Origin of the sequence: Enterococcus sp. DIV1375a, from assembly GCF_051712205.1 — a bacterium.
GTDB lineage: Bacteria > Bacillota > Bacilli > Lactobacillales > Enterococcaceae > Enterococcus > Enterococcus faecalis.
On record NZ_JBIOOM010000001.1, the window covers coordinates 797,501 to 821,865 of the forward strand.

28 protein-coding genes, 11 tRNA genes, 1 pseudogene and 2 riboswitches are annotated in these 24,365 nt (G+C 35.1%); of the genes and pseudogenes, 26 read left to right on the top strand and 14 right to left on the bottom strand.

The features are described from left to right. From IGJ63_RS03875 to IGJ63_RS03920, 10 genes are all read left to right on the top strand, one after another. Nucleotides 1–72, top strand: a tRNA-Glu gene (locus tag IGJ63_RS03875). Nucleotides 73–99: 27 nt separating this feature from the next. Then, a tRNA-Val gene (locus IGJ63_RS03880) sits at nucleotides 100–172 on the top strand. Nucleotides 173–182: 10 nt separating this feature from the next. Continuing rightward, nucleotides 183–258 (top strand) — tRNA-Asp (locus tag IGJ63_RS03885). 45 nt (nucleotides 259–303) lie between these two features. Next, nucleotides 304–376: transfer RNA gene (locus IGJ63_RS03890), tRNA-Phe, on the top strand. 5 nt (nucleotides 377–381) lie between these two features. Further along, nucleotides 382–462 (top strand) — tRNA-Tyr (locus IGJ63_RS03895). A 4-nt stretch (nucleotides 463–466) separates the two neighbouring features. Further along, nucleotides 467–540 (top strand) — tRNA-Trp (locus IGJ63_RS03900). Between the two features lie 36 nt (nucleotides 541–576). Continuing rightward, nucleotides 577–649: transfer RNA gene (locus IGJ63_RS03905), tRNA-His, on the top strand. Between the two features lie 14 nt (nucleotides 650–663). Further along, nucleotides 664–735: transfer RNA gene (locus tag IGJ63_RS03910), tRNA-Gln, on the top strand. A gap of 25 nt (nucleotides 736–760) precedes the next feature. After that, nucleotides 761–831 (top strand) — tRNA-Cys (locus tag IGJ63_RS03915). A gap of 13 nt (nucleotides 832–844) precedes the next feature. After that, a tRNA-Leu gene (locus IGJ63_RS03920) sits at nucleotides 845–928 on the top strand. A gap of 17 nt (nucleotides 929–945) precedes the next feature. Here the strand turns inward: IGJ63_RS03920 and IGJ63_RS03925 are convergent. The 3 genes from IGJ63_RS03925 to IGJ63_RS03935 all read right to left on the bottom strand — a co-directional run bounded on the left by IGJ63_RS03925 (nucleotide 946) and on the right by IGJ63_RS03935 (nucleotide 4,145). Then, nucleotides 946–1,206 carry a hypothetical protein gene (locus IGJ63_RS03925; RefSeq protein ID WP_284955370.1) on the bottom strand — a complete coding sequence of 87 codons (261 nt, stop codon included), beginning with the start codon at nucleotides 1,204–1,206 and terminating at the stop codon, nucleotides 946–948. Nucleotides 1,207–1,274: 68 nt separating this feature from the next. Then, a riboswitch (M-box (ykoK) riboswitch) is annotated at nucleotides 1,275–1,442 on the bottom strand. A 62-nt stretch (nucleotides 1,443–1,504) separates the two neighbouring features. Then, the gene (locus tag IGJ63_RS03930) at nucleotides 1,505–2,284 is read right to left on the bottom strand and encodes an ABC transporter ATP-binding protein (RefSeq protein ID WP_002360638.1); all 780 of its coding nucleotides are present in this window, start codon (nucleotides 2,282–2,284) and stop codon (nucleotides 1,505–1,507) included. A gap of 88 nt (nucleotides 2,285–2,372) precedes the next feature. Further along, nucleotides 2,373–4,145 (bottom strand): ABC transporter permease subunit, encoded by a 1,773-nt coding sequence (locus IGJ63_RS03935; RefSeq protein ID WP_002384764.1) that lies wholly within the window; start codon nucleotides 4,143–4,145, stop codon nucleotides 2,373–2,375. Between the two features lie 44 nt (nucleotides 4,146–4,189). After that, a riboswitch (M-box (ykoK) riboswitch) is annotated at nucleotides 4,190–4,357 on the bottom strand. 240 nt (nucleotides 4,358–4,597) lie between these two features. Here IGJ63_RS03935 and IGJ63_RS03940 point away from each other — a divergent pair. From IGJ63_RS03940 to IGJ63_RS03955, 4 genes are all read left to right on the top strand, one after another. After that, a complete protein-coding gene (locus IGJ63_RS03940; RefSeq protein ID WP_284955369.1) occupies nucleotides 4,598–5,167 on the top strand; it encodes an adenylyl-sulfate kinase in 570 nt (189 codons plus the stop codon). A gap of 46 nt (nucleotides 5,168–5,213) precedes the next feature. Next, nucleotides 5,214–5,729, top strand: a complete 516-nt coding sequence (locus tag IGJ63_RS03945) for an AAA family ATPase (RefSeq protein WP_002377872.1) — start codon at nucleotides 5,214–5,216, stop codon at nucleotides 5,727–5,729. A 268-nt stretch (nucleotides 5,730–5,997) separates the two neighbouring features. After that, nucleotides 5,998–7,596: an Nramp family divalent metal transporter gene (locus IGJ63_RS03950; protein ID WP_438745954.1), complete on the top strand. Its 1,599-nt coding sequence runs from the start codon at nucleotides 5,998–6,000 to the stop codon at nucleotides 7,594–7,596. Continuing rightward, nucleotides 7,596–8,021 (top strand): universal stress protein, encoded by a 426-nt coding sequence (locus IGJ63_RS03955; protein ID WP_002395014.1) that lies wholly within the window; start codon nucleotides 7,596–7,598, stop codon nucleotides 8,019–8,021. The genes IGJ63_RS03950 and IGJ63_RS03955 overlap by 1 nt, the downstream gene beginning before the upstream one ends. Before the next feature lie 54 nt (nucleotides 8,022–8,075). Here IGJ63_RS03955 and IGJ63_RS03960 read toward each other — a convergent pair whose 3' ends face one another. Further along, on the bottom strand, nucleotides 8,076–9,746 hold the full coding sequence (locus IGJ63_RS03960) for a PucR family transcriptional regulator (protein ID WP_002358159.1): 1,671 nt from the start codon (nucleotides 9,744–9,746) through the stop codon (nucleotides 8,076–8,078). Between the two features lie 380 nt (nucleotides 9,747–10,126). Between IGJ63_RS03960 and IGJ63_RS03965 the strand changes: the two genes are divergently transcribed. Beyond that, nucleotides 10,127–11,509, top strand: a complete 1,383-nt coding sequence (locus tag IGJ63_RS03965; RefSeq protein ID WP_438745957.1) for a peptide ABC transporter substrate-binding protein — start codon at nucleotides 10,127–10,129, stop codon at nucleotides 11,507–11,509. 71 nt (nucleotides 11,510–11,580) lie between these two features. Here the strand turns inward: IGJ63_RS03965 and IGJ63_RS03970 are convergent, their stop codons facing one another. The 6 genes from IGJ63_RS03970 to IGJ63_RS03995 form a co-directional block, all read right to left on the bottom strand. Next, nucleotides 11,581–12,717 (bottom strand): tyrosine-type recombinase/integrase, encoded by a 1,137-nt coding sequence (locus IGJ63_RS03970; RefSeq protein ID WP_438745959.1) that lies wholly within the window; start codon nucleotides 12,715–12,717, stop codon nucleotides 11,581–11,583. A gap of 1 nt (nucleotide 12,718) precedes the next feature. Beyond that, nucleotides 12,719–12,988 carry a hypothetical protein gene (locus IGJ63_RS03975; RefSeq protein ID WP_010717854.1) on the bottom strand — a complete coding sequence of 90 codons (270 nt, stop codon included), beginning with the start codon at nucleotides 12,986–12,988 and terminating at the stop codon, nucleotides 12,719–12,721. Beyond that, on the bottom strand, nucleotides 12,985–13,302 hold the full coding sequence (locus IGJ63_RS03980) for a hypothetical protein (RefSeq protein WP_010717855.1): 318 nt from the start codon (nucleotides 13,300–13,302) through the stop codon (nucleotides 12,985–12,987). Before IGJ63_RS03980 ends, IGJ63_RS03975 begins: the two co-directional genes overlap by 4 nt. Before the next feature lie 128 nt (nucleotides 13,303–13,430). Beyond that, on the bottom strand, nucleotides 13,431–14,060 hold the full coding sequence (locus tag IGJ63_RS03985) for a hypothetical protein (RefSeq protein ID WP_438745961.1): 630 nt from the start codon (nucleotides 14,058–14,060) through the stop codon (nucleotides 13,431–13,433). A 65-nt stretch (nucleotides 14,061–14,125) separates the two neighbouring features. After that, a complete protein-coding gene (locus tag IGJ63_RS03990; protein ID WP_438742449.1) occupies nucleotides 14,126–14,554 on the bottom strand; it encodes an ImmA/IrrE family metallo-endopeptidase in 429 nt (142 codons plus the stop codon). A gap of 19 nt (nucleotides 14,555–14,573) precedes the next feature. Continuing rightward, entirely contained in the window at nucleotides 14,574–14,999 is a 426-nt protein-coding gene (locus tag IGJ63_RS03995; RefSeq protein WP_174114354.1) for a helix-turn-helix domain-containing protein, read from the bottom strand. A gap of 284 nt (nucleotides 15,000–15,283) precedes the next feature. Here IGJ63_RS03995 and IGJ63_RS04000 point away from each other — a divergent pair, with 284 nt between their 5' ends. Beyond that, entirely contained in the window at nucleotides 15,284–15,469 is a 186-nt protein-coding gene (locus IGJ63_RS04000; RefSeq protein WP_016619056.1) for a helix-turn-helix domain-containing protein, read from the top strand. Nucleotides 15,470–15,524: 55 nt separating this feature from the next. On the opposite strand, the gene IGJ63_RS04005 is transcribed toward IGJ63_RS04000, so the two are convergent. After that, entirely contained in the window at nucleotides 15,525–15,689 is a 165-nt protein-coding gene (locus IGJ63_RS04005) for a hypothetical protein (RefSeq protein ID WP_438745964.1), read from the bottom strand. Nucleotides 15,690–15,790: 101 nt separating this feature from the next. Here IGJ63_RS04005 and IGJ63_RS04010 point away from each other — a divergent pair, with 101 nt between their 5' ends. Continuing rightward, the gene (locus IGJ63_RS04010; protein WP_438745966.1) at nucleotides 15,791–16,000 is read left to right on the top strand and encodes a hypothetical protein; all 210 of its coding nucleotides are present in this window, start codon (nucleotides 15,791–15,793) and stop codon (nucleotides 15,998–16,000) included. Here the strand turns inward: IGJ63_RS04010 and IGJ63_RS04015 are convergent. After that, nucleotides 15,997–17,153 (bottom strand): IS3 family transposase gene (locus IGJ63_RS04015; RefSeq protein WP_438745968.1). Its coding sequence is split into 2 segments (ribosomal slippage): nucleotides 15,997–16,895 and nucleotides 16,895–17,153, totalling 1,158 coding nucleotides; the frame shifts between segments, so codons are not numbered across the junction. The genes IGJ63_RS04010 and IGJ63_RS04015 overlap by 4 nt on opposite strands. Before the next feature lie 181 nt (nucleotides 17,154–17,334). On the opposite strand from IGJ63_RS04015, the gene IGJ63_RS04020 reads away from it, so the two are divergent. The 5 genes from IGJ63_RS04020 to IGJ63_RS04040 all read left to right on the top strand — a co-directional run bounded on the left by IGJ63_RS04020 (nucleotide 17,335) and on the right by IGJ63_RS04040 (nucleotide 19,903). Further along, nucleotides 17,335–17,670 (top strand): hypothetical protein, encoded by a 336-nt coding sequence (locus IGJ63_RS04020; RefSeq protein ID WP_438745970.1) that lies wholly within the window; start codon nucleotides 17,335–17,337, stop codon nucleotides 17,668–17,670. Further along, nucleotides 17,657–17,785, top strand: coding sequence for an XkdX family protein (locus IGJ63_RS04025; RefSeq protein WP_438745972.1), 129 nt, complete (start codon nucleotides 17,657–17,659; stop codon nucleotides 17,783–17,785). The genes IGJ63_RS04020 and IGJ63_RS04025 overlap by 14 nt, the downstream gene beginning before the upstream one ends. Before the next feature lie 10 nt (nucleotides 17,786–17,795). Further along, entirely contained in the window at nucleotides 17,796–18,005 is a 210-nt protein-coding gene (locus IGJ63_RS04030; protein WP_002364623.1) for a BhlA/UviB family holin-like peptide, read from the top strand. Nucleotides 18,006–18,057: 52 nt separating this feature from the next. Then, nucleotides 18,058–19,164, top strand: coding sequence for an SH3 domain-containing protein (locus IGJ63_RS04035; protein WP_438745974.1), 1,107 nt, complete (start codon nucleotides 18,058–18,060; stop codon nucleotides 19,162–19,164). Nucleotides 19,165–19,829: 665 nt separating this feature from the next. Beyond that, nucleotides 19,830–19,903: transfer RNA gene (locus IGJ63_RS04040), tRNA-Ile, on the top strand. Nucleotides 19,904–19,914: 11 nt separating this feature from the next. Here the strand turns inward: IGJ63_RS04040 and IGJ63_RS04045 are convergent. Beyond that, a complete protein-coding gene (locus IGJ63_RS04045; RefSeq protein ID WP_438745976.1) occupies nucleotides 19,915–20,373 on the bottom strand; it encodes a hypothetical protein in 459 nt (152 codons plus the stop codon). 34 nt (nucleotides 20,374–20,407) lie between these two features. Next, entirely contained in the window at nucleotides 20,408–20,665 is a 258-nt protein-coding gene (locus IGJ63_RS04050) for a hypothetical protein (RefSeq protein WP_172759931.1), read from the bottom strand. Nucleotides 20,666–20,858: 193 nt separating this feature from the next. Between IGJ63_RS04050 and IGJ63_RS04055 the strand changes: the two are divergent. From IGJ63_RS04055 to IGJ63_RS04070, 4 genes and pseudogenes are all read left to right on the top strand, one after another. Beyond that, nucleotides 20,859–21,161: pseudogene (locus tag IGJ63_RS04055) on the top strand (peptide ABC transporter substrate-binding protein); the annotation flags it as partial. After that, a complete protein-coding gene (locus tag IGJ63_RS04060; protein WP_438745979.1) occupies nucleotides 21,162–22,412 on the top strand; it encodes an amidohydrolase family protein in 1,251 nt (416 codons plus the stop codon). Beyond that, nucleotides 22,409–23,617: an amidohydrolase gene (locus IGJ63_RS04065; RefSeq protein ID WP_438745981.1), complete on the top strand. Its 1,209-nt coding sequence runs from the start codon at nucleotides 22,409–22,411 to the stop codon at nucleotides 23,615–23,617. Before IGJ63_RS04060 ends, IGJ63_RS04065 begins: the two co-directional genes overlap by 4 nt. 234 nt (nucleotides 23,618–23,851) lie before the next feature. After that, nucleotides 23,852–24,331: a GAF domain-containing protein gene (locus IGJ63_RS04070; RefSeq protein WP_002360627.1), complete on the top strand. Its 480-nt coding sequence runs from the start codon at nucleotides 23,852–23,854 to the stop codon at nucleotides 24,329–24,331. Nucleotides 24,332–24,365 lie beyond the last annotated feature (34 nt).

Sequence of the window (24,365 nt, forward strand, 5' to 3'; positions counted from 1 at the left end):
GGCCCGTTGGTCAAGCGGTTAAGACACCGCCCTTTCACGGCGGTAACACGGGTTCGAGTCCCGTACGGGTCATTTATTTTAATAGTAACATTCCTTTTTGGAGGTTTAGCTCAGCTGGGAGAGCACCTGCCTTACAAGCAGGGGGTCAGCGGTTCGATCCCGTTAACCTCCATTACTCGGTTGGTTCCGTGGTGTAGGGGTTAACATGCCTGCCTGTCACGCAGGAGATCGCGGGTTCAAATCCCGTCGGAACCGCCATTTAATGTTGTTACTTGAAAATTATTTGAACAAGCTTTTGTTTTAGGCGTGGTAGCTCAGTTGGTAGAGCAACGGATTGAAGCTCCGTGTGTCGGCAGTTCGACTCTGTCTCACGCCATTTATGGAGGAATAGCGAAGTGGCTAAACGCGACGGACTGTAAATCCGTTCCTTAGGGTTCAGTGGTTCGAATCCACTTTCCTCCATTTTAGGGGCATAGTTTAAAGGTAGAACAACGGTCTCCAAAACCGTTGGTGTGGGTTCAATTCCTGCTGCCCCTGCCATTTAATTATTTAATAGATACACTTTTTAAGATTACGGCGATCGTGGTGAAGTGGTTAACACACCAGATTGTGGCTCTGGCATTCGTGGGTTCGATTCCCATCGGTCGCCCTTTGTAATTTTATTGGGGTATAGCCAAGCGGTAAGGCAACGGACTTTGACTCCGTCATGCGTTGGTTCGAATCCAGCTACCCCAGTTTTTTTGTAACAAAAATGGAATATGGCGGTATAGCCAAGTGGTAAGGCAGAGGTCTGCAAAACCTTCATCACCGGTTCAAATCCGGTTACCGCCTTCCAAAATATCTTGCCGGCGTGGCGGAATTGGCAGACGCGCTGGACTCAAAATCCAGTTCCTTCACGGGAGTGCCGGTTCGACCCCGGCCGCCGGTATACTAAAGACTGTTAAATCATTGATTTAACAGTCTTTTTTGTTTATTATTTTCTAGAATACATAAAAAAACCATCTCAAAAAAATGAGATGGAAAGTTAAGTGAGTGAGTGATAAGTATAGTGCGAATAAATACAAGGGTTACAGAAGAATGTGGGGGTTCTGCATCATCGTCATTAAATGTTCCTGCAGTGGGAATATGAATTTCTGTCATATTATATTCAATAACTTGAACTGTGATGATTGCAACAGTTCCAATGATTGCTAACATAGTAGTCATACTTTCACTCCTCTCTTAATTTTAAATAAAAGTACTTACTTAACTGATTGACTAGAGACTAAAAATATATATCAACATGAACGTTGAGCTTTAGCACTATACAACGTAAAGATCACTCTTAGCTATTTTGAGAAAAGCCTTCTTCTCGACCAGTCTTGTTCTACTCATTGGTGTCTCTCGACATTTCTGAGCAATAGCCTATGTTTGTATAGGAGCCTCACCTAACTTATTACAAAGAAATAATAGTCTTTTAAGTAACTCTTTGTCAAGACATAAGCAGAAGTCAAAACAGTTCTATTTACAAATGAATGCGACGAACCATTTCTTCTGTTATTTGTTCTACAATATCAATGGTTGTTTTTGGCGAACGTTGATTTCTGGGGATATCGATTGAGTAAATTTTGGCAATACGACCAGGATTTGCATCCATTAATACAACCCGATCAGAAAGTTGAACTGCTTGTTGAACATCATGCGTGATCATCACAATTGATTTAGTCGCAATTTGATTGTTTAGCCAAATTTCTAATAAATCGTTAGATAATTGGCTGGCTGTAATGATATCTAAAGCTGAAAAAGGTTCGTCTAAGAGCAATAAGCTAGGTTCGATGGCTAAAGCACGAGCAAAGCCTACACGCTGTTTCATTCCACCAGATAACTCTCTGGGATAAGCTTTTTCAAAACCAGTTAAACCAATCATTTCAATGAGATTACTGACTCTTTTATTTATTTGTTCACGGGAAATTTCTTTACGGTTTTCTAAGCCAAAGCTGATATTTTTTTCAACTGTCAACCAAGGAAAAAGGGCAAAATGTTGAAAAACCATGCCGATATTGGCATCAGGCTCATTAATGATTTTATCTTCAAAAGTAATTTCACCTCTAGTTGTACGAAGAAGTCCAGCGATACTTCTGAGCAACGTTGATTTTCCTGTTCCTGATTGTCCGATAATACTTAAAAATTCATTCGTTTTAACTGTTAAATCAATATTTTCAAGGACTTTTAAATGTTCTGAATGTCCTTCAATTTCAAATTCTTTATATACTGATTTTATGCTTAATAATTCTTTATTTTCCATCGTCTTATTAGATAGGTCAAGGTAAATCACCTATCGTTCTCCTCTCTAGTTTATCTTAAAAATTTAGTCGAGTTGAGTCGTCCAGCTATTAATAGTGAAATTTTTGTTTTGCTGCTCGATATAAAGGTTGCCAAACAAAGGCGATACATAAACCAACAACGAAACACATCGCTAAGGTTCCTAAGGCAGATTTATCTTTTACGCCATCGTTTGCCGCAATATATTGTCCTAGGCCAGTAACATCTATTGATTTTTTGCCCCATTGAATGCTTTCTGCTGCGATATCAGCGTTCCAAGCAGCACCAGCAGCGTTAATAATTGCTGTAATGAGGTAAGGTAAAATAGAAGGGATCAAAAATTTTGTCCACCATTGCCATTTAGATAATTTAAAAAGTTTGGTCACGTCACGAATATCATCAGGGATGGCTAAGTAGCCAGCAATTACATTAAAGAAAAAATACCATTGGCAACCAACCATGATGAGTGGTAGAATCCACCATTCTAATTTGTTGAAGCCCATACTAATAATCAACACAATGAATGGAGTATAAACATTTGACGGAATGGAGCCTAAAATTTGTCCAATCGGCTGAACGATACTTAAGCGCCGATTATCATTCGCAACCCAAATTGCTAAGGGAGTAAAGATAATGCCAGCAACGACCATGGCCAAGGTAACCCGTAGCGTAGTATAAAGTGTTAATCTAGGAATCATGCTGAAATCTTGATGGGGCAAGAAATGATAGAGCTTAATAGAACAATAAACCCCAATAATGGTTAAGCTGACATACCATAATGTTTTGAAGAAATGGCGTAATTTTGCTAGTAATCGATAGAGATAGTCTAGCTTGAAAAAGTACCAAACTTTTGGTAAATCGTAAATCCAAAAATGACTGAATTTCACAAAAGCTTTTGAAAAGTATTTCGTTAAAGTTGCTTTTTTTAATAAATGATAAATGATGGATTTAGGTGGCGTCGTACTTTCGACATCTGTTTCATATTTAAAATAATAAGTGGCTCGAACTAAAGGTTGAAAAACTAAAAAGTTTAAAATCACCACATTGATTAATAAGGCAAAAACAGCCCATAAACAGGATTTAAAGTCGGCTCGATTTAATGCTACTTGGATATAAGAACCAATTCCTGGTAAATAAAGGTTGGTTTCTTTAGGAAAGGCAACAGAAGCTTGCTCGCTGGCCACCAAGGCAAACCAAGCCGCAGTTTGAGAAATAATAACGTTCCAAAGTAAGCCAGGAATTGAGTAAACAAATTCAAGACGCCAAAATTTTTCCCAAGCATTGTACTTGAACTGATCGGTCACATTGACTAGATCTGAAGGAATAACTTCCATTATTTGATAAAGAGTCAACATGATGTTCCAAGCTTGACCTGTGAAGATGGCAAAAATAGCAACCGCTTCTGCGCCCATCACATTTCCTGGAAATAAACCAAGTAACCAAGCAGTTGTAAAGGTCAAAAAGCCTAGTAATGGAACGGATTCAAGGAAATTAACTAATGGTAAAATGACTCTTCGTGCCGTTTTATATTTTACGGCTAAAATACCAAAAACAAAGGAAAACAGGAAGGACCAAGCCATACCCACAATCATTCGAAACATGGTTCGAATTGAAAAGTAAAAAAGATTTGATGGAGATAAGAAATCATCTGTTTTACTTGGTGTTGCGAGGAATTCTTCTGAGGGAAGGGTGTGAAGAGGGCGATTCATTTTTAGCCAAGAGAAGACGATGATAAAAATGAAAATGCCTAAAATGATGAGCAAGGTAAGATTCCCGATACTTTTAGCAAGTAGGGTATTTTTCTTAGATGATGCAGTGACAGCTTTCAATTTAAAAACCTCCAATTAATCATATTAAAGAGGTCGCCGAATAAAAGAAGAAGATTATAGGGTAATCACAATAATTGAGCTTTGGCTTTCTGAGACGTAAGAAAAAAATTCTAGTTATCTTAGGAAAGCCTTAATTCGACAATCCCTGCTTTACTCGTTACTGTCTCTCGACATTTCCGAGCGATAACCTGTGTTCTTCAGAGTAACCTCACCTAATATGATTCTATTTGATTTACATGCTTATCATACTCGTGACTAAAAATAAAACAATTTCTAGCTAGTTATACCTGAATTACTGTTTGTTGTTATTCTATTCAATGATTCTTAAAAAGATTGCCCATATTCTGTTTTTTTAGGGGGAAATTATCAGATGAGTATGTTATGTAATGCAAGGTGAATAGTATAGGGTGTTGTATTTTTAGTTTGTCTCGTTTACTGTTAAAGATGTAAGTAGTAACTATACGTGAATGGATAAAATTTTGGGAGGTAGTGTATTGAAAACAAAAGTGATAGTAATTAGCGGTGTGACAGCAAGTGGAAAAACGACACTCATTAATGTTTTATCTGATACTGTTGAAAATGCTTATGTACTTTCATTCGATGATTATAGTATTGATGCTTTGCCATCGGCACCATCCCATGCTTTTTTATTAAAAAATTTCAACGTTGCAGTCAATTTATTCGATATTACCCAGTTAATGAAAGACTTTTTTTCTGTGAATGCTCAAGGCAAATTTAACTATATTTTTATAGACTTTCCATTTGGCTATTTACACGATGATTTGAAGCCTTTTATTGATATTGTGATCTACCTGAAAACGCCATTAGATGTTTGTTTTGCTCGCCAAGTGATTAGAGATTATTCTTATTCTCAAGGAGAAAGTATTATTAAGTGGGCCCATAACTATTTAAATAATGTTAGACCACTATTTATAGAACATGAAAAAAAAGTATCAGCAAGTTCAGACTATCTTTTAGATGGCACATATAGCGTAGATGAACAAATAAAAAAGATAAAAAAATTAAAAGTAATCTAGCACCTAAATTAAGCAACAAAGAAATTTGTTCAGAAGAAAGGAAATTATGATGATTATTTGGTTAAACGGTGCGTTTGGAGCCGGAAAAACGACCATTGCACATGAGTTACAACAAAAACTTCCCAATGCAATCATTTATGATCCAGAAATTATTGGTAGTGCATTGATGGAGTTAGTTCCCGAAGAAATGAAAGAAAATGATTTTCAAGAGTATCAGGAATGGCGTTGCTGGAATGCTCATTTATTAAAACGAATGTCCAAAGAGTCTGGACGGCCGATTATTGTTCCAATGACCCTTTATAAAAAGGAATATGAAGAAGAGCTGATTGGATATCTGAGACGAGCAGGCATTGACGTTTACCATTTTTTGTTAGCGGTCGAGAAAGAAGAAATTTTACAAAGATTATTGAAAAGAAATGATGGAACTTTTGAATGGGGGAAAAATAAGTTGCCCGAAGTACTTGAAGGTTTTCGTCAGATTCAGTTTACCGAGATTTTTAGAAATCATTCAGCTGACACGACAGAAATTGTAGCAACCATTCTTAATAGAGTAACCGAATAAAAACAAAATAAGGGACCTAAGCTGAAATGACTTAGGTCCCTTATTTTCTACTTCTTAAGATAATCAACTACTAGCTATCCTAATTTCTTCAAACTTTAAGATCGCACATTTACGACAACCTATTTTTACACTGACAAAATTTTCTTTCAAGTCTTGCATTTTGTTATTTTTAGCAGTATATTTTAGGTGTACCTAAAATATATTAGAGGTTAACCTTCTAACGGGAAGGGCCTTTTAAAATTATTGCAAAACGAAAGAAGGAATTGAATTGAAAAATTCAGAAGAACATGAACCAAAGCAAAGACATCATTTGATTGAATATGCAAATGGTCCTTCGCTTGAAGAAATTAATGGCACCATCTACGTGCCTAAAAATATGAGTTTTTGGAAAACGTTATTTGCTTACTCAGGTCCAGGAGCATTGGTAGCAGTGGGGTATATGGATCCAGGAAACTGGTCTACTTCAATTACTGGGGGACAAAATTTTCAATATTTATTGATGTCGATTATTTTAATTTCCAGTTTGATTGCAATGTTGCTCCAATATATGGCTGCTAAATTAGGCATTGTTTCACAGATGGATTTAGCACAAGCAATCCGTGCTAGAACTAGTAAGACGTTAGGTATTGTATTATGGATTTTAACAGAGTTAGCAATTATGGCTACAGATATCGCTGAAGTTATCGGGGGCGCAATTGCCTTATATTTATTATTTCATATTCCTTTAGGTCTGGCTGTCTTCATTACGGTATTTGATGTTTTACTTTTGTTGTTATTGACAAAAATTGGTTTTAGAAAAATTGAAGCTATTGTTGTTGCTTTAATTGTTGTAATTTTTGTAATTTTTGCTTATCAAGTGGCATTGTCAAATCCAGTATGGGGAGATGTAATTAAAGGGCTGGTTCCTAGCGCAGAAGCTTTTTCTACATCACATGCGGTGAATGGGCAAACGCCACTGACAGGTGCATTGGGGATTATTGGTGCAACAGTGATGCCTCATAATTTGTATTTACATTCTTCTGTTGTACAAAGTCGTAAAATTGATCGTAAAGATAAAACCGATATTCAACGCGCTTTACGCTTTTCAACTTGGGATTCTAATATTCAATTAACGATGGCATTTTTTGTTAACTCTTTGTTATTGATTATGGGTGTGGCCGTTTTTAAATCCGGCAGTGTCAAAGATCCTTCATTCTTTGGTTTGTTTGATGCTTTATCAAATCCAGCGGTTATGAGTAATTCTATTTTAGCGCATATTGCAGGTTCTGGGATTTTATCGATTTTATTTGCGGTAGCCTTATTGGCATCAGGACAAAATTCAACAATTACAGGAACGTTAACTGGTCAAATCATTATGGAAGGCTTTATTCATATGCGCGTGCCAATTTGGTTACGTCGGATGGTCACACGTTTGTTATCTGTTATTCCTGTCTTAATCTGTGTTTTAATGACCAGCGGGAAAAGTACAGTGGAAGAGCATATCGCGATTAATAATTTAATGAACAATTCACAAGTTTTTCTAGCATTTGCTTTGCCATTTTCGATGTTGCCTTTACTGATGTTTACAGATAGCCGTGTTGAAATGGGTGAACATTTTAAAAACTCGTGGTTAATTAAATTATTAGGCTGGGTTTCTGTCATTGGCTTAATTTACCTCAATATGAAAGGCTTACCTGATCAAATTGAAGGATTCTTCGGTGATAATCCGACAGCGAGTCAAATTACGTTAGCCGATAATATTGCTTATGTCATCATAGCACTCGTCATCCTCTTGTTAGTTTGGACGGTTGTAGAATTATATAAAGGTGATAAACGATACGCACAGCAGCTTGCAGCTATGGAGCGACAAGTAGAGGAGGTTAAATAATGAAATTTTCAAAAATTATGGTTGGTGTTGAAGAGTCGCCAGATGCGTTAAAAGCATTTCATTATGCTATCCAAAAATCAAAAGAAGAACAAGCTGAATTGGTTATTGTTTCGATTTTAGAAGAGAAAGAGATTAATGTTTACCAATCGTTAGATAAAAATTATTGGCAAGAACAGTTGGCGAAATTAGAGAAACAAACGGAAAAATATCAACAAGAAGCGTTAGCGAATGGCATCGATAAAGTAAGTGTAATTGTCAATGAAGGGAACCCAGGGGAATTAATTATTAATAAGCTTATTCCTTTGAATAAACCAGATTTGTTAATTATTGGCTCCAAGTCAACTAGCAAATTAAAAAGCTTTTTTGGTAGCCAAGCAGCTTATATGGCTCGATATGCCCCAATTTCTGTAATGATTATTCGCTAGCAAAATTGAAACAGTTAAAAAAGCCGCCACGATTTACTATTCGTGGTGGCTTTTTTATAGTAATTTTTGTTTATATAAATAAACAGCCAAACTTAGTTGTAGCGAACTATCAGGAAATTCTAAAGTTAAGTGAAGAATCTCTTCTATTTTTTTTAAGCGGTAAATAATTGTATTACGATGTACATACATATTTGTGGCAGTCAACGAAATATTTTTATTCGATTGAAAGTAGGTATTGATGGTTTCTAGTAGGGAACTTTCATGTTTTTGATCTTCTTTTTCTAATGGTTCAATCAATCGTTGATATATTTTTTGTTTGGCTTGTTTGGTCAGGGTTTCGATCATTAAACGATAAAAAAAGAGGTCGTCATAATTCAAAATAGTTCGTTGTTGTAATTCTTGACTTGCTTGTGCTAAGTGGAATGTTTCTTGTGCTAATTTATAAGAATCACACAGATTGGTGATTTTCTTGACAGTTGGACCAATCGCTAATTTAAATGATAATTTTGGATTCAGTTTCATTAGTTGCTCTAGTAAATTCTTGGCAAGATGAGTGGTTTGTGCAAGGTAGGTGGCTTCCTCTTGTGCTGGATTTTCTAGTAATAAAATAAAGCCAGTTTGTGTAGGAAAGGCAGTAATTTTTTGTCGATATCCTTCTAAAATATGATTCAATTGATGGCCAATGCTATTCATTTGAATAGTCGGATTAAACAGTTGTTCCAATTGTTCAATGGCTACAAGCAAGAGACTAAATGTATCTTTTTCATTTAATTGCAGATAATTACTAAATTCTTGCCAAGCTTGAGGATTGGTATTTTTTTCTTGGATAAGGTCTTGAAACAGCGCCCCAATCTTTTGCCTCGTTGTTAAATTTTCCGAAGATTCTAATTGAAGTTGTGGTAAAAGGTAGTGAGCACAGACCTCCACAGATAATAAATCAATCGTCTGTAATTTTTTGGTAGTTTGCCAAATCACTAAGTAAGATAAGCTGAGATTTTTCTTTTTGATGGGTAAAATTCGCAAAGATAACTGATGGTTCGCTAAGGAAAATTCAACAGTCAATGGTTCTTTATAAAATAATAGTAGCTCATTGTTCTGGGCTTTTAAAGCTGTCTCAAACTGTTTTTTGAGAGTCGCGTTGTTTAAAATACTGGTGATTCTTGTTGGTGCATCAGGTAAATCAAAATGATTCATAATCTGAAAACGCTCGTCTAAAAGCATTACAGGCGCTTGAATCGCGGCACTTAATACTTCCAGTAATTGGGTACTTTTTCCGCCAGCTTTGATAATTGTATAAAATTTATTATGCATATGAACAGAATGTTGGCTAATCGTTTCGTCAGGTTGATTGACTCGGCGATTGACCAATGAAATAATTTGAGAAAAGTTGTAATTATAAGGGATTGAGAGAATTGGTAATCCGACGTCATTCGCTAATTGGATCATCTCTTGTGGAACTTCATTGAAATAACGTTGGACTTTAAAGCCTAGAGCAGCGCAGTTCATATTTGCTAGTTCTTGAATAAGACGTTTTTGCAAGCAAGGCTGATCTTTGAAAATATAGCCGGTAGTTAATAAAATTTCTCCTGGCGTTAACCAGTCAAAAGCATCAGGATTTTCTAAAATATTTGCTTGTAGAATTGGCGCATCTAAATTGGTCTCGTGCGTCAATAAGGTTAAACCAGGTAGTTCTTCTGCATGGAGTAGATCATTGACCGTCATCATTAGCAAGGCCTCCTTTTGTATGAATTATCTAAAAATTAAGTGTATTTATTGTAAGATGTTACAAAACTATTTTAGGGAAAATAAGGTATCCTTATACTAATAGAAAAAAGTTCCAAGTCATCACGTGATTGGTAGTCACAAGTGACCAAATAAGAACAATCAGCGCTTACAACCTATAGAAACGCATCGTTTAAAGATATAGCAATAGTATACTTAATTTTTAATGCTTTTACTATTGTTTCAGCTACTTTAAATTTCTCAAGTATTTCTATAATCTGTAAGTTTTTTGAGACTCTTATCAGATATGCTTCTTTTTCTATATTTTATCAGAAAATTCTGGTAAATTTGAAGGTTATAGTTTGTAAAATGGAGGGATCGGTATGAAGAAATTAAAAATGTTAGGATGCGTCGGTTTGCTTTTAGCTTTAACGGCTTGTCAGGCGGGAACGGGAAACTCGGCTGATAGTAACAAAGCAGCGGAACAAAAAATTGCAATTAGTTCTGAAGCGGCTATTTCGACAATGGAACCACACACAGCGGGGGATACGACCTCGACTTTAGTCATGAATCAAGTTTATGAAGGACTCTATGTTTTAGGTAAAGAAGATGAATTAGAGTTGGGGGTCGCTGCCGAAGAACCAGCGATTTCTGAAGATGAAACCGTTTATACATTTAAGATTAGAGAAGATGCCAAATGGTCGAATGATGATCCAGTAACAGCAAATGACTTTGTTTATGCATGGCAACAAGTTGCTTCCCCTAAATCAGGGTCGATTCATCAAGCTTTATTTTTTGATGTCATTAAAAATGCTAAGGAAATTGCTTTAGAAGGCGCAGATGTGAATACTCTTGGGGTTAAGGCGCTAGATGATAAAACGTTAGAAATAACTTTAGAGCGGCCTACCCCTTATTTGAAATCATTACTTTCGTTTCCTGTTTTGTTTCCACAAAATGAAAAATATATCAAAGAACAAGGGGATAAATATGCCACTGATGCAGAACATTTGATTTATAATGGTCCTTTTAAATTGAAAGAATGGGATAATGCCTCTTCCGATGACTGGACCTACGAAAAAAATGATACGTATTGGGATGCTGAAAAAGTTAAATTAACAGAAGCGAAAGTTTCAGTAATTAAGAGCCCAACGACAGCGGTGAATTTGTTTGACTCGAATGAATTGGATGTAGTGAATAAGCTAAGTGGTGAATTTATTCCTGGTTATGTTGATAATCCAGCCTTTCTTTCAATTCCTCAATTCGTCACATACTTTTTAAAAATGAACAGCGTTCGTGATGGAAAAGAAAATCCGGCTTTAGCGAACAACAATATTCGTAAAGCGTTGGCACAAGCTTTTGATAAAGAAAGTTTTGTAAAAGAAGTCTTGCAAGATCAATCAACGGCTACAGATCAAGTAATTCCGCCAGGACAAACGATTGCGCCAGATAGAACAGATTTCACAAAACTAGCTGCTAAGAAAAATAACTACTTAACCTACGATACAGCGAAAGCAAAAGAATTCTGGGAAAAAGGGAAAAAAGAAATTGGGCTGGATAAAATCAAATTAGAATTTTTAACAGATGATACAGACAGCGCCAAAAAAGCTGCTGAGTTTTTCCAATTTCAATTGGAAGAAAATCTAGACGGATTAGAAGTGAATGTTACTCAAGTTCCTTTTACTATTCGTGTTGATCGTGATCAAACGAGAGACTATGATTTAGAATTATCTGGTTGGGGAACCGATTATCGTGATCTATTATTATGAGTTTTAAATGCACTTATATCAGCGTTTGATATTAATAAATTGGAGTTTGAATACCATCTTGAATACCATATTTATGAATTCATAAAATTTAAAAATTTGTTTGCCACATCTTTTTCAGCGTTTTTAGTTACATGTGTATAGATATCTAATGTAGTACTTACGTTACTGTGTCCTAATCTTTCTTGTACCTGCTTAATTGAAGCTCCTGATTCAAACAATAGAGAGGCATGTGTATGTCTGAAACCATGTGGAGATATATTAAATTGAGGATATTTTTTCAATTTTTTCCATAAAATGTTGGCTGGCATAATTTGATTGCTTATATTACTAAAAACTAATTGCTTTTTATCTTCTTCAACTCTTATGCCTCTAGCCAAGAGTTCTTTTTTTTGTTCTAATTTCCATTTTTTTAAAATATTTAAAGTTGTAGAATCAATTGAAATAGTACGATCAGAAGAACTTGTTTTAGTAGTTGATATTGTTCTGTTATTAGCCGTGTATGAGACATTTTTACTGATATTAATTGTTTCGTTGTTCCAATCAATATCTGACCAATTTAAAGCAGCTAATTCACTTTTTCTCATACCAGTAAAGGCTAGCAAATGAAAAATAGTGTAGTATTGTATAGGTTCTTTTTGTTTGATAAGATTTAAAAATGTTTGGAGCTCATGTCTATCTAAAAAGTTTTGGTTCTCTTTTGTTTTAATTTCTCGTTGTCGTTTAGGCATAATAATTCGTTTCATTGGGTTTATTGACAGTAAATTTTGTGCAATTGCGAATTCAAATATTTTTGATGCGTACATTTTCATAGAATCAAAACGTTTATATTTTTTGCTCCATTCATTGACTACTTTTTGACAATAAGAAGAAGTAATTTTAGCTAATTTTAGTTCACCGAAAGCAGGTAAAATTTGTTTTTCAAAATATATTTTTACTCTTTCAGCAGAAGATGGTTTGACAGTGTTTACATATTGAGCATACCAGAGTTCGTAAACATCCTTAAATAAGCTATAATCTTGTTTTACAAATTTTCCACGGTCAATTTCTATCTGTAACTGAGCAAGAGCAAGTTTTGCTTCTTTTTGAGTTTTAAAGCCACGCCTAGTTGTGCGTTTGGATTTTCCCGTTAATGGATCAATGCCTAAATATGCATTGAACATATAGGCAGTTGAACCATCTTTTTTTGTATATTTTTTTATTGTAGCCATATTAATCAACTCCCATAATTTCTTCTGGATGTTCTAGCAGATATAATGCAAGCTGTTTCCCAATATGAAACATAGAAAGATTAGGGGGCATAGATAAATCTACAAGAATTTCTTTTTTTCCATCATCATGGATGATATACATTGCTGGAGATCCTAAAGGAACTATATGATTAATTTCGAATCCATAAATTTTTGCTAGAAGTAAAGGATTGTTTGTTTTATGATAACTTATTATGTGTTCAGCTAGTTCTTTTCCAGACCATTTTTTCATTCAAAAAACTCCATTTCGTTTATTCCATCAGAAAACATTTCTAAAAACTCATATTCATTCATGAAATCTATCCAAATTTGTGTACCGTTATATTTGGGAACGCCTTTTTTAGCTTTGATTTGTTCGTAAGCATTATCTATAAGTTTATCTAACATTTGATTAACAGCACGCTGAATTTGGACTTCATTCCATCGTTTGTCTTTTTTTCTATTTTTATTTTTCTCTTCTTGGTATTCTGTGGCTTTTTCAATAAATAAATCAAGTGATTGTTTAGCGTGAGTTTCTAAATACTCTCTAAATTCGTAATATAGCATAATAGTTTTCTTCCTTTCTCGAATGTATGTTCTTATTTCTGCAAAAGAAAAGCCCGAAGGCTTTTTATAATTACTGCTTAAATAGCTGAATGTGTATTTATTTTTATATTTTATAAGATATGCTTTTATTAATGGTTAACATTGATATCGAATGTAGCTACTTTTTTATCACTAGGTACAAAATCAATTTCCATATGATTGAACTGTGAGCCTTCGACAGGAAGTTCCCAGAAAAGTTGAGTTTTTCCAGTTCTACCCATGGAAACAGCATCTTGTCCATTTTGTTGATTAACTTGTTCTAGTTTTTGTCCATCATCTGAGAACGCTTGGAAATAGCTTGAGTATGGTAGGAAATTATCATCCATTGCTACATTGGTGTATTCGATTGTGACAGCCACCATTTTTGTAGTATCATAGTTATCCAAACTAATCATATGTTCTGGAAAAGCTGATTGATTGGTAGTAGCTTCAATCACTTTAATTTCAGCTTGTTTTTTTTCATCTCCTAGTTCCAAAGTTTGATTTAAAGATAATTTTGTTGCTGATTGATTTTCTGTTTTTGACGTTTCAGTAGATGAAGAAGATTCGTCTGTTTTTAGTAAGCTTTCATAAAACTTGATTTTTTTATTCATATTTGAATTTTCTGTTTTTAAACTATCAATTGTTTTTTGTGCATCTGAATTAGTAGAACTTGTTGTATTTCCGCAAGCACCTAATAACAAACTACTGAAAATTAATCCAATAACTATTTTTTTCATACCAATAATTCCTCGTTTCTTAAAAATATTTATATAAAAATCATCTACAAAACTGATTTTTATTTTTACAAATATATTCCCATTTCTAATGGTAATCCATAGTAATTTAAAATATCTAATTTAGTAGGATAGTATAGTTCGTTTAAATGTGAACCATCTATTAAAAGGTGTGTAGCACCGCAATTTGCTTGAGCTTCTATTTTAGAAGTAGAAGAAAAACTGTCTGCAGTCATTTGTGCTGTATTGTCATTTGGATGAAAAATAGCATGAGACAGTTCATGGCCACAAACAAAAAGCATTTTTTGATAAGGTAATTCTGCATTTAAATGGATAAATTTACATCGATGATTTTTGGTGTAAAAACCATATACTTCATCACCAAAATAGCCATATAGAATAGTAATGCCTCTCTTTTCAGCTATTTTGAATGGATCATTGGTCCCATATTGTTTTTTTAGTTTCTCAATTTTATACGGCACTTCTGATAAAAGCATATGAAAATCCTCCTGTTTGTTACTGTTGATTACCACGATATTTTTTAGGAGTGAACTTCTTCTTGGCAAGAGCTTTTCCAATACGTAAAGATTCTTCAATTGAAGAAAGAATTGCAGCACGTGCTTCGGGAGAAAGTTCTTCTGTATCTTTAGAGAAAGCAATTGCTTCAGAATTTTTCATATCTTCAATAATCAATTCTAATTCTCTTTGGATATCTTTTTCATCTTTTTCTGTTAAATCATAATATCGGCGTTTATCTGTACGACCTAGGAGATAATCTGCGCTGACATCAAAAAAATCAGCTACTTTTTGCAATCTTTCGCTAGAAGGAGATTGTTTTGACCACTTACTTATACTTCCCTGTGCAAAATTTAATTTTCTTTCTAACTCGGCAACGGTCATTTTTTTCTCGTTTGCCAATAACTTAACTCTATCTAATAGCATGATATCAGACCTTTCGGCTTTAAAACAAAGAAATTGACAATTGTACAAATAATTCGTTGACAAATTGATAATAGTCAATTATACTATGTTTTGTAAGCAAGTAATTTATGGCATACAAAAAGCGAAACAAAAACTGAATTGTCTCCCCAGACATAAGTAAAGCTCACTTTTTGTGTGCTGTATTTCTTATGCTTACATTATGTACTATTGTCAATTGACTGTCAATAGATTTGACAAAAATAATTGAATATTATCAATTGAGTAGTAGGAGGAGGTGGCTACTAATGACTTTAAAACAACAAGTACAAATTGCCCTTATTGAAAAGAAATGGAGCCAACGAGAATTGGCACGTCGAATGAAAATTTCAATGGCTTATCTACAAGATATTTTAAATGAACATCGTAAACCGATTGAGAGACTAAAACAAATTGAAGAGATTTTGGGTATTAATTTAGAAATAGAAAAGTAACAAAGTGATTATAAGGAAAAACCATCCCTATAAAATATAGGAATGGATTAAAGAATTATTTACCAAGTACGTAGATAAGTGGAGCAGCTTCCATATTAGTCGTTCTAATCATATGGTTTGGATAGTAAGTATTAACTGACAATAATTTCCAACCTTCTTTTAGAAGTTTATTAACTTTATCTACATCTTTTAATTCTTTAATTTCAGTAATATTTTCCATTAAAATCACCACCTTATCAGTTATTTCAGTGGACTACTCACTGATAAGGAAATTTTATCAAAAGGAATGAATAAAAATCAACCAACGTAGGAGGTGTAGGCATGAGTGTTAAAGAGGAATTAGCAAATGTCATAGAAAAAATGGTAGAAGAACAAGTGTCAGAGCAAATGAGAATCATTGAAGAAAAATACTTTGCTAAGTCAAAACAAACACGATTTACTCAAGCAGAACTTGCTGAAAAATGGGGTTGTTCCAAAGGCTATGTTTGGATAGATGTCAATAAAGTAGACACAAAAAGAGAAGATACTTAAAGACATTCAAAGTAAAGAGCCTCCTTTTCATTTGGTGTAAGCATATCTAATGTTCCGTGAGGACGTTTGGTGTTATAGAATCCTTCAATGTAAGCGAAACAAGCCAAACGTACTTCTTCGATTGAATGGAATGAACGGCGATTTAATTCTTCTTTTTTCATATATTTAAAAAAAGCTTCGGTAACGGCGTTATCCCACGGATAACCTGGTTTTGAAAGAGAATGGACAATCGGATGATGCTCTATAAACTTTCTAAATTCAAAAGAGGTATATTGAGACCCTTGATCTGTATGAAAAAGAACAGGATTCATTAATTTTCGAGAATGAAGTGCTTTTTCTAATGTTTGAATGGCTAGTTTTGTATCAATCGTTGATCCTACGGTCCAAGCAATTACTTTTCTAGAAAACAAATCTAAAACGACACACAAATACGCAAATGTTTTCTTCCCGATGGGGATATAAGAAAAATCACTTGTCCAAACTTGATTTGGTGCAGGTGGATTGAACGCTTGGTTTAGATGATTTGGCCGTGTTAAAGAAACCTTGTTTTTCCTTTTTTTGAAAACAGGCTTTACTGTAGACATTTTTGGGAGGTCCATTGCTTTCATCAAGCGATAAACACGACCAATACTAATCGAAATGCCATAATCACGCAAAAGAATCTGGCGGATTTTTGCAGCGCCAAGACGTTTTTGAGAAGAAGTATAAATTTCTAAAATCACTTTTCTTAGGTGTTGATTTTCTTTTGTTCTTGGGGCTACTTTTCCAGAAAAGCGTTTGTAATAAGTGGAACGATTGACTTTGAGTACACGACAGAGTGTAACAATACTGTGTTCATATCGAAGAATGTGTATGGCTTTTAATCGTTCGTCAAGCGAGGCGTGAATATGGCAATCGCTTTTTTTAGGATTAAATTTTCCTCCTCGAGTTGCGCATTTCGTTTTTGTAGCTGTTTGATTTGACGGGCCGTAAGGATCGTGTCATCGTCAATTTTTACTTCGGAATATTGTTTGACCCAACGAGCAATTGAAGAAAGAGCAATGCCGTACTCCTTAGCTAAAGCATTTTGAGTTTTACCACTTTCGTGAAGTTTTACAATGGATTTTTTAAACTCTTCGTCAAATTTACGTGGTGATTTTCTGTTATTTACCATATTAAAAATTCCTTTCAAAATTTCTGTCTATTTATTTAATAGTATACCAAAAAATGTGTCTACTTTATTAGGATACATGCACAGACATTCTTTATTACAAACGAGACCCTACAATTAGCCAGATGCAAACGCAAATTCAGCAGTTGTGGGATAAAGTATTTAATAATTAGGAGGAATTTTTATGAACGAAAATATGAAAGTGGTGTACAAAGTCATTGGCCAAACCTATGAAATCTGGCTAGCACCAAAAGATTCAATCACTTCACGACCATTTACAGAGGTTGAGCCACCAAAAGGGCCAGACGTGATGATTGCAGGTTTTGACTGGGAAACAAATCAATGGATTTGGGTGCGTGGTGTGCCTTATGACTTATATGTACGCTCGAATCAAATTGCAGCGAATACAATGAAAGAAGTGACTAAATTAAGAAGTTTAGTTGAACGTATTCAAGACGTTGTTTTTCCAAAAGAAGATGTCGTAATTACAGAGGGAGGCGTGCCAGATGTATCCAACTAAGGAAGATATTCAATTTTTCTACGAAATGGGCATTTACACCAAGTCCGATATTGAAAGTTTTGTCCAACAAGGTTGTTTAACCGAAAAAGAAGCGAAAGAAATTGTCGGAAAGTAGGTAAGTAGCAATGATTGAAGAGTTTGTGAGAGGTTTATTAACGAATCCAGAGCAAGTAACGTTTACTACTCTATTTGTTGGTTTATTTATTTGGGTGATGAAACAAAATAGTGATCGCGAACGTAATTATCAAGAAACAATTGGAAAGCTTGCGGACTCGTTAAAAGATGTTGAGGACATCAAGACGACAGTAGAAAAAATTCATGAAAAATTAAATTGAGGTATGGCTCTAAGCCATGCCTTTTTATTATTAATTTTAGGAAGGTGTTTTTATGAAAAAAACTGTTAAATTATTAGTAGCTGGCGCAATGACCTTAGGTTTGATGTTACCAGTTGGCGTAGATGCTTATCAAATTGAACAAGACCCAATCAATTTTAGCGGTTATTTTCCTGGCTATGCAACCAATGAATTAATTGTGTTACATGAGTCAGGAAATGGAAATAATGTCGGTCCAAATAGTTTAGACAATGAAGTGGCATATATGAAACGAAATTGGCAAAATGCGTATGTTTCCTATTTTGTTGGTTCTGGTGGACGCGTGAAACAATTAGCCCCAGCAGGACAAATTCAATGGGGCGCAGGACCAACAGCGAATGCAAAAGCCTATGCACAAATTGAATTAGCTCGGACGAATAACAAAGAAACGTTCAAGAAAGACTATGCAGCCTATGTTAATTTGATTCGTGATTTAGCAACTCAAATTGGGGCAACATTTGATTTAGACGATGGAACAGGTTATGGAATCGTAACGCATGATTGGGTTACCAAAACTTGGTGGGGCGATCATACCGACCCATATGGTTATTTAGCAAGTTGGGGAATTAGCAAAGCACAATTAGCACAAGATTTACAAACTGGACTTCCAGAAGATGGTCACGATGTTATTGTAAACCCTGGCAAACCAAACAAGCCTAAATATAAAGTAGGGCAGAATGTTCGTTTTACAACAATCTACAAAACTCCAGATGCGCCAATCGAGCAACATATCAATGCAAATACTTTATGGACACAAGTTGGTACAATCACACAGAAATTAGATGGTCGTAAAAACCTATATCGGATTGAAAATAGCGGTAAATTATTAGGTTATGCAAACGATGGAGATATTGCGGAGCTTTGGGAAAATAGCAAACCTCAACCAGCTAAAGTTTTTACTATCGGTGTAAATGAAGGGATTGTGTTACGTACTGGCTCACCTAGTCTGTATGCGCCAGTATATGGTATCTGGCCAAAAGGCGCACAATTCCGATATGATTCTGTTCACGTGGCAGACGGCTATGTTTGGCTAGGTGGAACAGATTCAAACGGAACAAGAATTTATATTCCTGTTGGTCCAAATGATGGTGACCCAAGCAATACATGGGGAACAGGATATTAAGCAAAAAAAGTATTGAAAAATCTCTCAAAATTTTTTATAATATCCTTACATTTGGTACATTATTAAATTTCTCGTTCACACTCTATCGATGATTGATAGGGTGCTTTTTATTGTTGAAATTTAGAATAAATAGGTTTAAAATATAGTTACCTTTTGATATTTCCATATTTGACCTTCTTTTATGAGAGTAAAAGAAGGGTGCACCTATCTTTTTCCAAGTCCTAAGATAGGTGCATTTTTTTATTGAAATATTTCTAAAGCTTGTATAAAATAGTAATAGGCCTTTTTGGTAAAGGTTGCATGGTTTTCTCAATTGTAACGGAGCTCTCTATGTTTTATAGAGAGCTCTCTTTTTTTGTTGAAATTCAAAAAAGAAAGCGGTAAAATGTATTCACCAAACAATTTTATTTTTCATTTTATTACTACCTCTTGCCGCCTTTCCCAAACGAGGCGGCAACTTTTTACATAAAAAATATTGAACTCAAAAAACAGATATTGTAAAATATTTGTACATATTTAAACTCTTATTTTTTCACGCAGACCGCCTTTTCTCAATAAGACGGTCGTTTTTTTGTTGAAAATTGAAAATCAGTAAAGTAAAATTATTATATATCAAGCTATAACCAGTAAGAACTATTTTATCCCCAATAAGGTGGTTCTTACTTGGACCATTAGCTCAGCTGGTTAGAGCAAACGGCTCATAACCGTTCGGTCGATGGTTCGAATCCATCATGGTCCATAATTAAAGGCTTACTTCTCGTTTGAGAGGTAAGCCTTTTTTGTTTCGTTAATTAAATTTTCTAATTGATAGGGAATATTACTACGACCATGAACTATATAAAACATATTTTCTTTCCAAAAATCATGTTGCAGACTTTTGTTTGTTAGTTCAGATAATTTTTGTTTTAATTGAAAATCAATAACAGTGTTTAGTTTGGAAAACTCAGGCATTTCTTTTTTAGGTTCAAAAATTTTTGCTGCACCATAAACGCTGTATTTTTCGTAAATAGTATTAACTACAGGCCCATATCTCCAAACGAAAAAATTAGCATCATATTGTTCACTTAACCATTCCGCATCTATTATTTTTTGTTTCAAGCCTTCAATCAACGTGAAGTAAAGTACTTTTTGAAGTTGTAAATTAGTAATTCCTAATTTTGTATTTTGTGCACGAGCAATTATGTGGTTTGCTAAATCATTCATTGCCATTTTTTTATCCTCCGCTTAGCCATTTTACAAAAATTTAGCTAATTAAATTTTTGTGGTGTATTTTCCGCACACACATTTTCACCACAACTAGTTGCCTTTTTTGATTATACCTACCATAAACAGCAAGTTCTGTGCCATCAGGTAACATGAGTAATTCATCCGCCAATTCTTTTTTAGAAATAATGCAGTTGATAGTCTCTTTTTGAGTCTGCAAAGAAAAGCGGACTAACATTTCTGGATAAGTAGTTAATACCTTAACTTTATGAATTGTTCCTACATAATTTGGTTTCATAGAAATCAACTCCTTGATAGTAGTTAACTATATTATAGTAAGATTGTTTTTATTCGTCTAGGTATGAAATTGACTACCATTTGACTACCAAATTAGTGGTATTCAGAGGTTTTGAAGATAGTAATAAAATAATGAAAAAGCCTATTTAATAAGGTTTTTACATACAAAATTATTCAGTTTCACGGAGTAAAAAGATTATCGTGATCCATTAACAGTTATGCGCATCTTTACTTCGGATAGTACCTTGGGCGGCGTAACGTTCAAGAGTGATACGTATGATCAATTAATTCAAGAAACTAGAACAACACATGCGGCTGATCAAGAGGCTCGTTTAAATGACTTTGCTCAAGCACAAGATATTTTGGTGAATCAGGAAACGGTTTTAGCACCAATCTACAATCGAAGCATTTCTGTATTAGCTAATCAAAAAATCAAGGATCTGTATTGGCATTCATTTGGACCTACGTACAGTTTAAAATGGGCTTATGTTAACTAATTGAATGAAGGTAGGAAGGGGTTTGTCATGCTTTTAAAAAACTGTAAATTAGAAACAGGATTTTCTACTGTGAATCAGCGAATTGTTGCGACAGAAACAGCTAGCTATGATATTCGAATTGAAAACGAGGTCTGTACTGCGGTCGCACCGCAGTTAAGGCCTTTAGAGAACGAAACAGTTATCGATGTGAATCAGCAACTCGTTTTACCTGCTCTAAGAGAAATGCATATTCATATTGATAAAACGTATTTTGGGGGACCTTGGAAGGCCTGTCGTCCACTAACGGAAGGAATTTTAACACGTATTGAAGAAGAAACTTGGCTGTTACCTGAACAATTACCAACTAGTTTAGAACGTGCTTGCCAAGTTATTGAGCAGTATATTCAACAAGGCCATTATCATATTCGCAGTCATTGTAATGTAGATCCATCTATTGGAACGAAACATATTGAAATCACTAAAGAAGCATTTAGTCGATATGAACAATACATTACTCATGAAATTGTGGCTTTTCCTCAACACGGATTACTCCGCTCACAAGTCGAACCTTTGATGCGCGAAGCCTTACGCATGGGGGCAACTCATGTCGGTGGCGTTGATCCAGCCCTTGTGGATCGTCATGTGGATCATTCAATCGCAAAAATATTTGAATTAGCTACCACATTTAATAAAAAAATTGATGTTCATTTACACGCCCGTGATACTTTGGGACTTTATGAATTTAATAAATTTGTTGATTATACAGAACAAGCAAAGATGTTTGGCGAAGTCACTTTAAGTCATGCTTTAGCCTTAGGGAGCTTAGAAGAAGCAGCAATTAGAGACATTGCGCAAAAATTCATCGAAACAGGTATTGATTTGACTTCGACTGTACCAATTGGAATGCCCACCATGCCGATTCCAACCTTGGTTGAACAAGGTGTTAAGATTTCCGTTGCTCATGACAGTTTGACGGATCATTGGTCGCCTTTTGGCAGTGGCAATACAATAGAAAAATTAAATACAGCCGCTCAAAGATTTAAAATTAGCGATGAGTATCGCTTGAATCGTTTATGGGGCTTAGCGAGTAATTTTGTAACCCCTCTTGATCCTAACGGGCAGCAAGTTTGGCCTAACGTCGGCGATTCTGCAGATTTCCTACTATTTAATGCTGAGAGCACTGCTCACGTGATTGCACGCCAACAGCCAATCCAACAACTGATACTAAAAGGACAACTGGTTGAAGCCGTTCAAAAGGGGGAAAAAGAATGACAGCATCCATTGTTTATTTGAATAATGTTCGTTTAGAAACTGGTTTTGCTAAAGACCACCACGAATTAACGTATACTAAAACCGCACGCTATACTTTAGCGATTCAAGAAGGCAAAATCCAAGCGATTATTCCGCAAAATCAAGTCACTGAAAAGCAACAAGGCACTGATTTAAACGGACAACTGGCTATTCCCGCTTTTCAAGAGAGCCATAATCACTTAGATAAAACCTACCTTTCATTAGGCTGGCGTGCTAGCCAACCTGTTAAAAATTTAAAAGAGCGTTTAGCAGACGAAGCCAGTGAACTTAAATTGTTAGCTCCGTCAACAGAACAACGAGCGACGGCCATGATTGAAAAATTGATTGGTTATGGAGCCTCTTATATTCGGACACATGTCAACATTGATCCTTATGTAGAACTAGAAAACTTCTGGGGCGTCAAAAGAGCCTTAGAAAAATATGCGCATGTGATTGATTATGATATTGTTGTCTTTCCACAGCATGGATTATTAAAAAATCCCCAAACGGTTTTACTCATGAGAGAAGCCCTAAAAAATGGTGGAACAATGGTTGGCGGTTTAGATCCTGCAGGCATTGATTATGCAATTGAAGAATCTTTAGAAACTATTTTCGATCTGGCAGAAGAATTTCAAGTAGGAATCGATATCCACTTGCATGATACGGGGGAAGTTGGCGTTTATACAATTGATAAATTTTTAGACATTTTGGAAGAACGAAAATTTACCGCTATCAGTCACGCCTTTGCGCTGCTAGATGTACGACCAGCAGAAAAAGAAAAACTATACCAACGCTTGGCAACGCATCAAACGGCGATTATGTCTACAATTCCCTATGATCCTCGTTATTTATTGCCACCAATTGATGTGTTACGCCAAGCTGGTGTATCGGTTCATTTAGGTAGTGATGGCTTTTTTGACTCTTGGAGTTCTAATGTTTCAGGTGATTTATTTGAAAAATTACGTAATTTTTGTGAAATGACAGGAAAGATTACAGAAGAGCAACTTACTCAAGCTTACGTCCATGGCTGTGGCAAAGTAGCACCTTTTTCATTTGAAGAAGAACGCCTTTGGTTTACAGAAGGCGACGAAGCAAACTTTATCTTTACAGAAGCAGCTTCTACAGCAGAAGTGATTGCTAGAAAACCGCAGAAACGCAAGATTATGTTGAAAGGACAATGGGTTTAACTTGCTTTAAAATTAGGTAGAAATAGAATGCTAAAAAGCCAAACAGAGGAAACAGGGTTCAGCTCTGAGCAACGCATAGTGTCAGTCCAGCGGTTACTCGTCACAGTTTAATCCTTATAAAGTGCTTCTGCTCACAACGTGGATCAGCGTTTCAAGTTTGTTTGACTCACTTTAACATAGCACTTTTGCGTATCTTCCTTTATAATAAGACAAAATGAAGGAGATGAACCAAGCATGACTGAACAAACGAGAGAAAACAAAAAAGCAGCCTACGAATTGTGCTTACAACAATTGAGCGGTTTGTTAGAAATAGAAACGGATGCTATTGCAAATTTAGCAAACTCGTCCGCGTTACTTGCACAAACATTACCAGATACCGTTTTTGCTGGGTATTATTTATATAAAGATGAAGAATTAGTTTTGGGGCCTTTTCAAGGGAAAGTCTCTTGTACCAGAATTAAAATGGGCAAAGGTGTTTGTGGTGAGTCCGCGGAAAAACAAGCTACATTGATTGTTGATAACGTGAAGACACACGCCAATTATATTTCTTGTGACTCAGCTGCGATGTCTGAAATCGTTGTACCAATGGTAAAAAATCATCAATTGGTCGGTGTTTTAGATATTGATAGTGGTGTAACAAATAGCTATGATGCGGTTGACCAACTGTATTTGGAAAAATTTGTTACCTTGTTACTAGAAAAATCAGATTTTTAAGCAGACTATTTTTGCTTTCTGACAAATCATGAGA

What these genes read in the sequence shown, in the direction of transcription:
- IGJ63_RS03990 (WP_438742449.1), bottom strand. Translation starts at nt 14,554, where the DNA reads ATGCTTTTATCAGAAGTGCCGTATAAAATTGAGAAACTAAAAAAACAA.
- IGJ63_RS03995 (WP_174114354.1), bottom strand. Translation starts at nt 14,999, where the DNA reads ATGCTATTAGATAGAGTTAAGTTATTGGCAAACGAGAAAAAAATGACC.
- IGJ63_RS04045 (WP_438745976.1), bottom strand. Translation starts at nt 20,373, where the DNA reads ATGGCAATGAATGATTTAGCAAACCACATAATTGCTCGTGCACAAAAT.
- IGJ63_RS03985 (WP_438745961.1), bottom strand. Translation starts at nt 14,060, where the DNA reads ATGAAAAAAATAGTTATTGGATTAATTTTCAGTAGTTTGTTATTAGGT.
- IGJ63_RS03940 (WP_284955369.1), top strand. Translation starts at nt 4,598, where the DNA reads ATGGATAAAATTTTGGGAGGTAGTGTATTGAAAACAAAAGTGATAGTA.
- IGJ63_RS04020 (WP_438745970.1), top strand. Translation starts at nt 17,335, where the DNA reads ATGAACGAAAATATGAAAGTGGTGTACAAAGTCATTGGCCAAACCTAT.
- IGJ63_RS04070 (WP_002360627.1), top strand. Translation starts at nt 23,852, where the DNA reads ATGACTGAACAAACGAGAGAAAACAAAAAAGCAGCCTACGAATTGTGC.
- IGJ63_RS03930 (WP_002360638.1), bottom strand. Translation starts at nt 2,284, where the DNA reads ATGGAAAATAAAGAATTATTAAGCATAAAATCAGTATATAAAGAATTT.
- IGJ63_RS03960 (WP_002358159.1), bottom strand. Translation starts at nt 9,746, where the DNA reads ATGATGACGGTCAATGATCTACTCCATGCAGAAGAACTACCTGGTTTA.
- IGJ63_RS03970 (WP_438745959.1), bottom strand. Translation starts at nt 12,717, where the DNA reads ATGGCTACAATAAAAAAATATACAAAAAAAGATGGTTCAACTGCCTAT.
- IGJ63_RS03965 (WP_438745957.1), top strand. Translation starts at nt 10,127, where the DNA reads ATGAAGAAATTAAAAATGTTAGGATGCGTCGGTTTGCTTTTAGCTTTA.
- IGJ63_RS03945 (WP_002377872.1), top strand. Translation starts at nt 5,214, where the DNA reads ATGATGATTATTTGGTTAAACGGTGCGTTTGGAGCCGGAAAAACGACC.
- IGJ63_RS04050 (WP_172759931.1), bottom strand. Translation starts at nt 20,665, where the DNA reads ATGAAACCAAATTATGTAGGAACAATTCATAAAGTTAAGGTATTAACT.
- IGJ63_RS04035 (WP_438745974.1), top strand. Translation starts at nt 18,058, where the DNA reads ATGAAAAAAACTGTTAAATTATTAGTAGCTGGCGCAATGACCTTAGGT.
- IGJ63_RS04000 (WP_016619056.1), top strand. Translation starts at nt 15,284, where the DNA reads ATGACTTTAAAACAACAAGTACAAATTGCCCTTATTGAAAAGAAATGG.
- IGJ63_RS04010 (WP_438745966.1), top strand. Translation starts at nt 15,791, where the DNA reads ATGAGTGTTAAAGAGGAATTAGCAAATGTCATAGAAAAAATGGTAGAA.
- IGJ63_RS03955 (WP_002395014.1), top strand. Translation starts at nt 7,596, where the DNA reads ATGAAATTTTCAAAAATTATGGTTGGTGTTGAAGAGTCGCCAGATGCG.
- IGJ63_RS04030 (WP_002364623.1), top strand. Translation starts at nt 17,796, where the DNA reads ATGATTGAAGAGTTTGTGAGAGGTTTATTAACGAATCCAGAGCAAGTA.
- IGJ63_RS03980 (WP_010717855.1), bottom strand. Translation starts at nt 13,302, where the DNA reads ATGCTATATTACGAATTTAGAGAGTATTTAGAAACTCACGCTAAACAA.
- IGJ63_RS04005 (WP_438745964.1), bottom strand. Translation starts at nt 15,689, where the DNA reads ATGGAAAATATTACTGAAATTAAAGAATTAAAAGATGTAGATAAAGTT.
- IGJ63_RS03975 (WP_010717854.1), bottom strand. Translation starts at nt 12,988, where the DNA reads ATGAAAAAATGGTCTGGAAAAGAACTAGCTGAACACATAATAAGTTAT.
- IGJ63_RS04065 (WP_438745981.1), top strand. Translation starts at nt 22,409, where the DNA reads ATGACAGCATCCATTGTTTATTTGAATAATGTTCGTTTAGAAACTGGT.
- IGJ63_RS03925 (WP_284955370.1), bottom strand. Translation starts at nt 1,206, where the DNA reads ATGACTACTATGTTAGCAATCATTGGAACTGTTGCAATCATCACAGTT.
- IGJ63_RS04025 (WP_438745972.1), top strand. Translation starts at nt 17,657, where the DNA reads ATGTATCCAACTAAGGAAGATATTCAATTTTTCTACGAAATGGGCATT.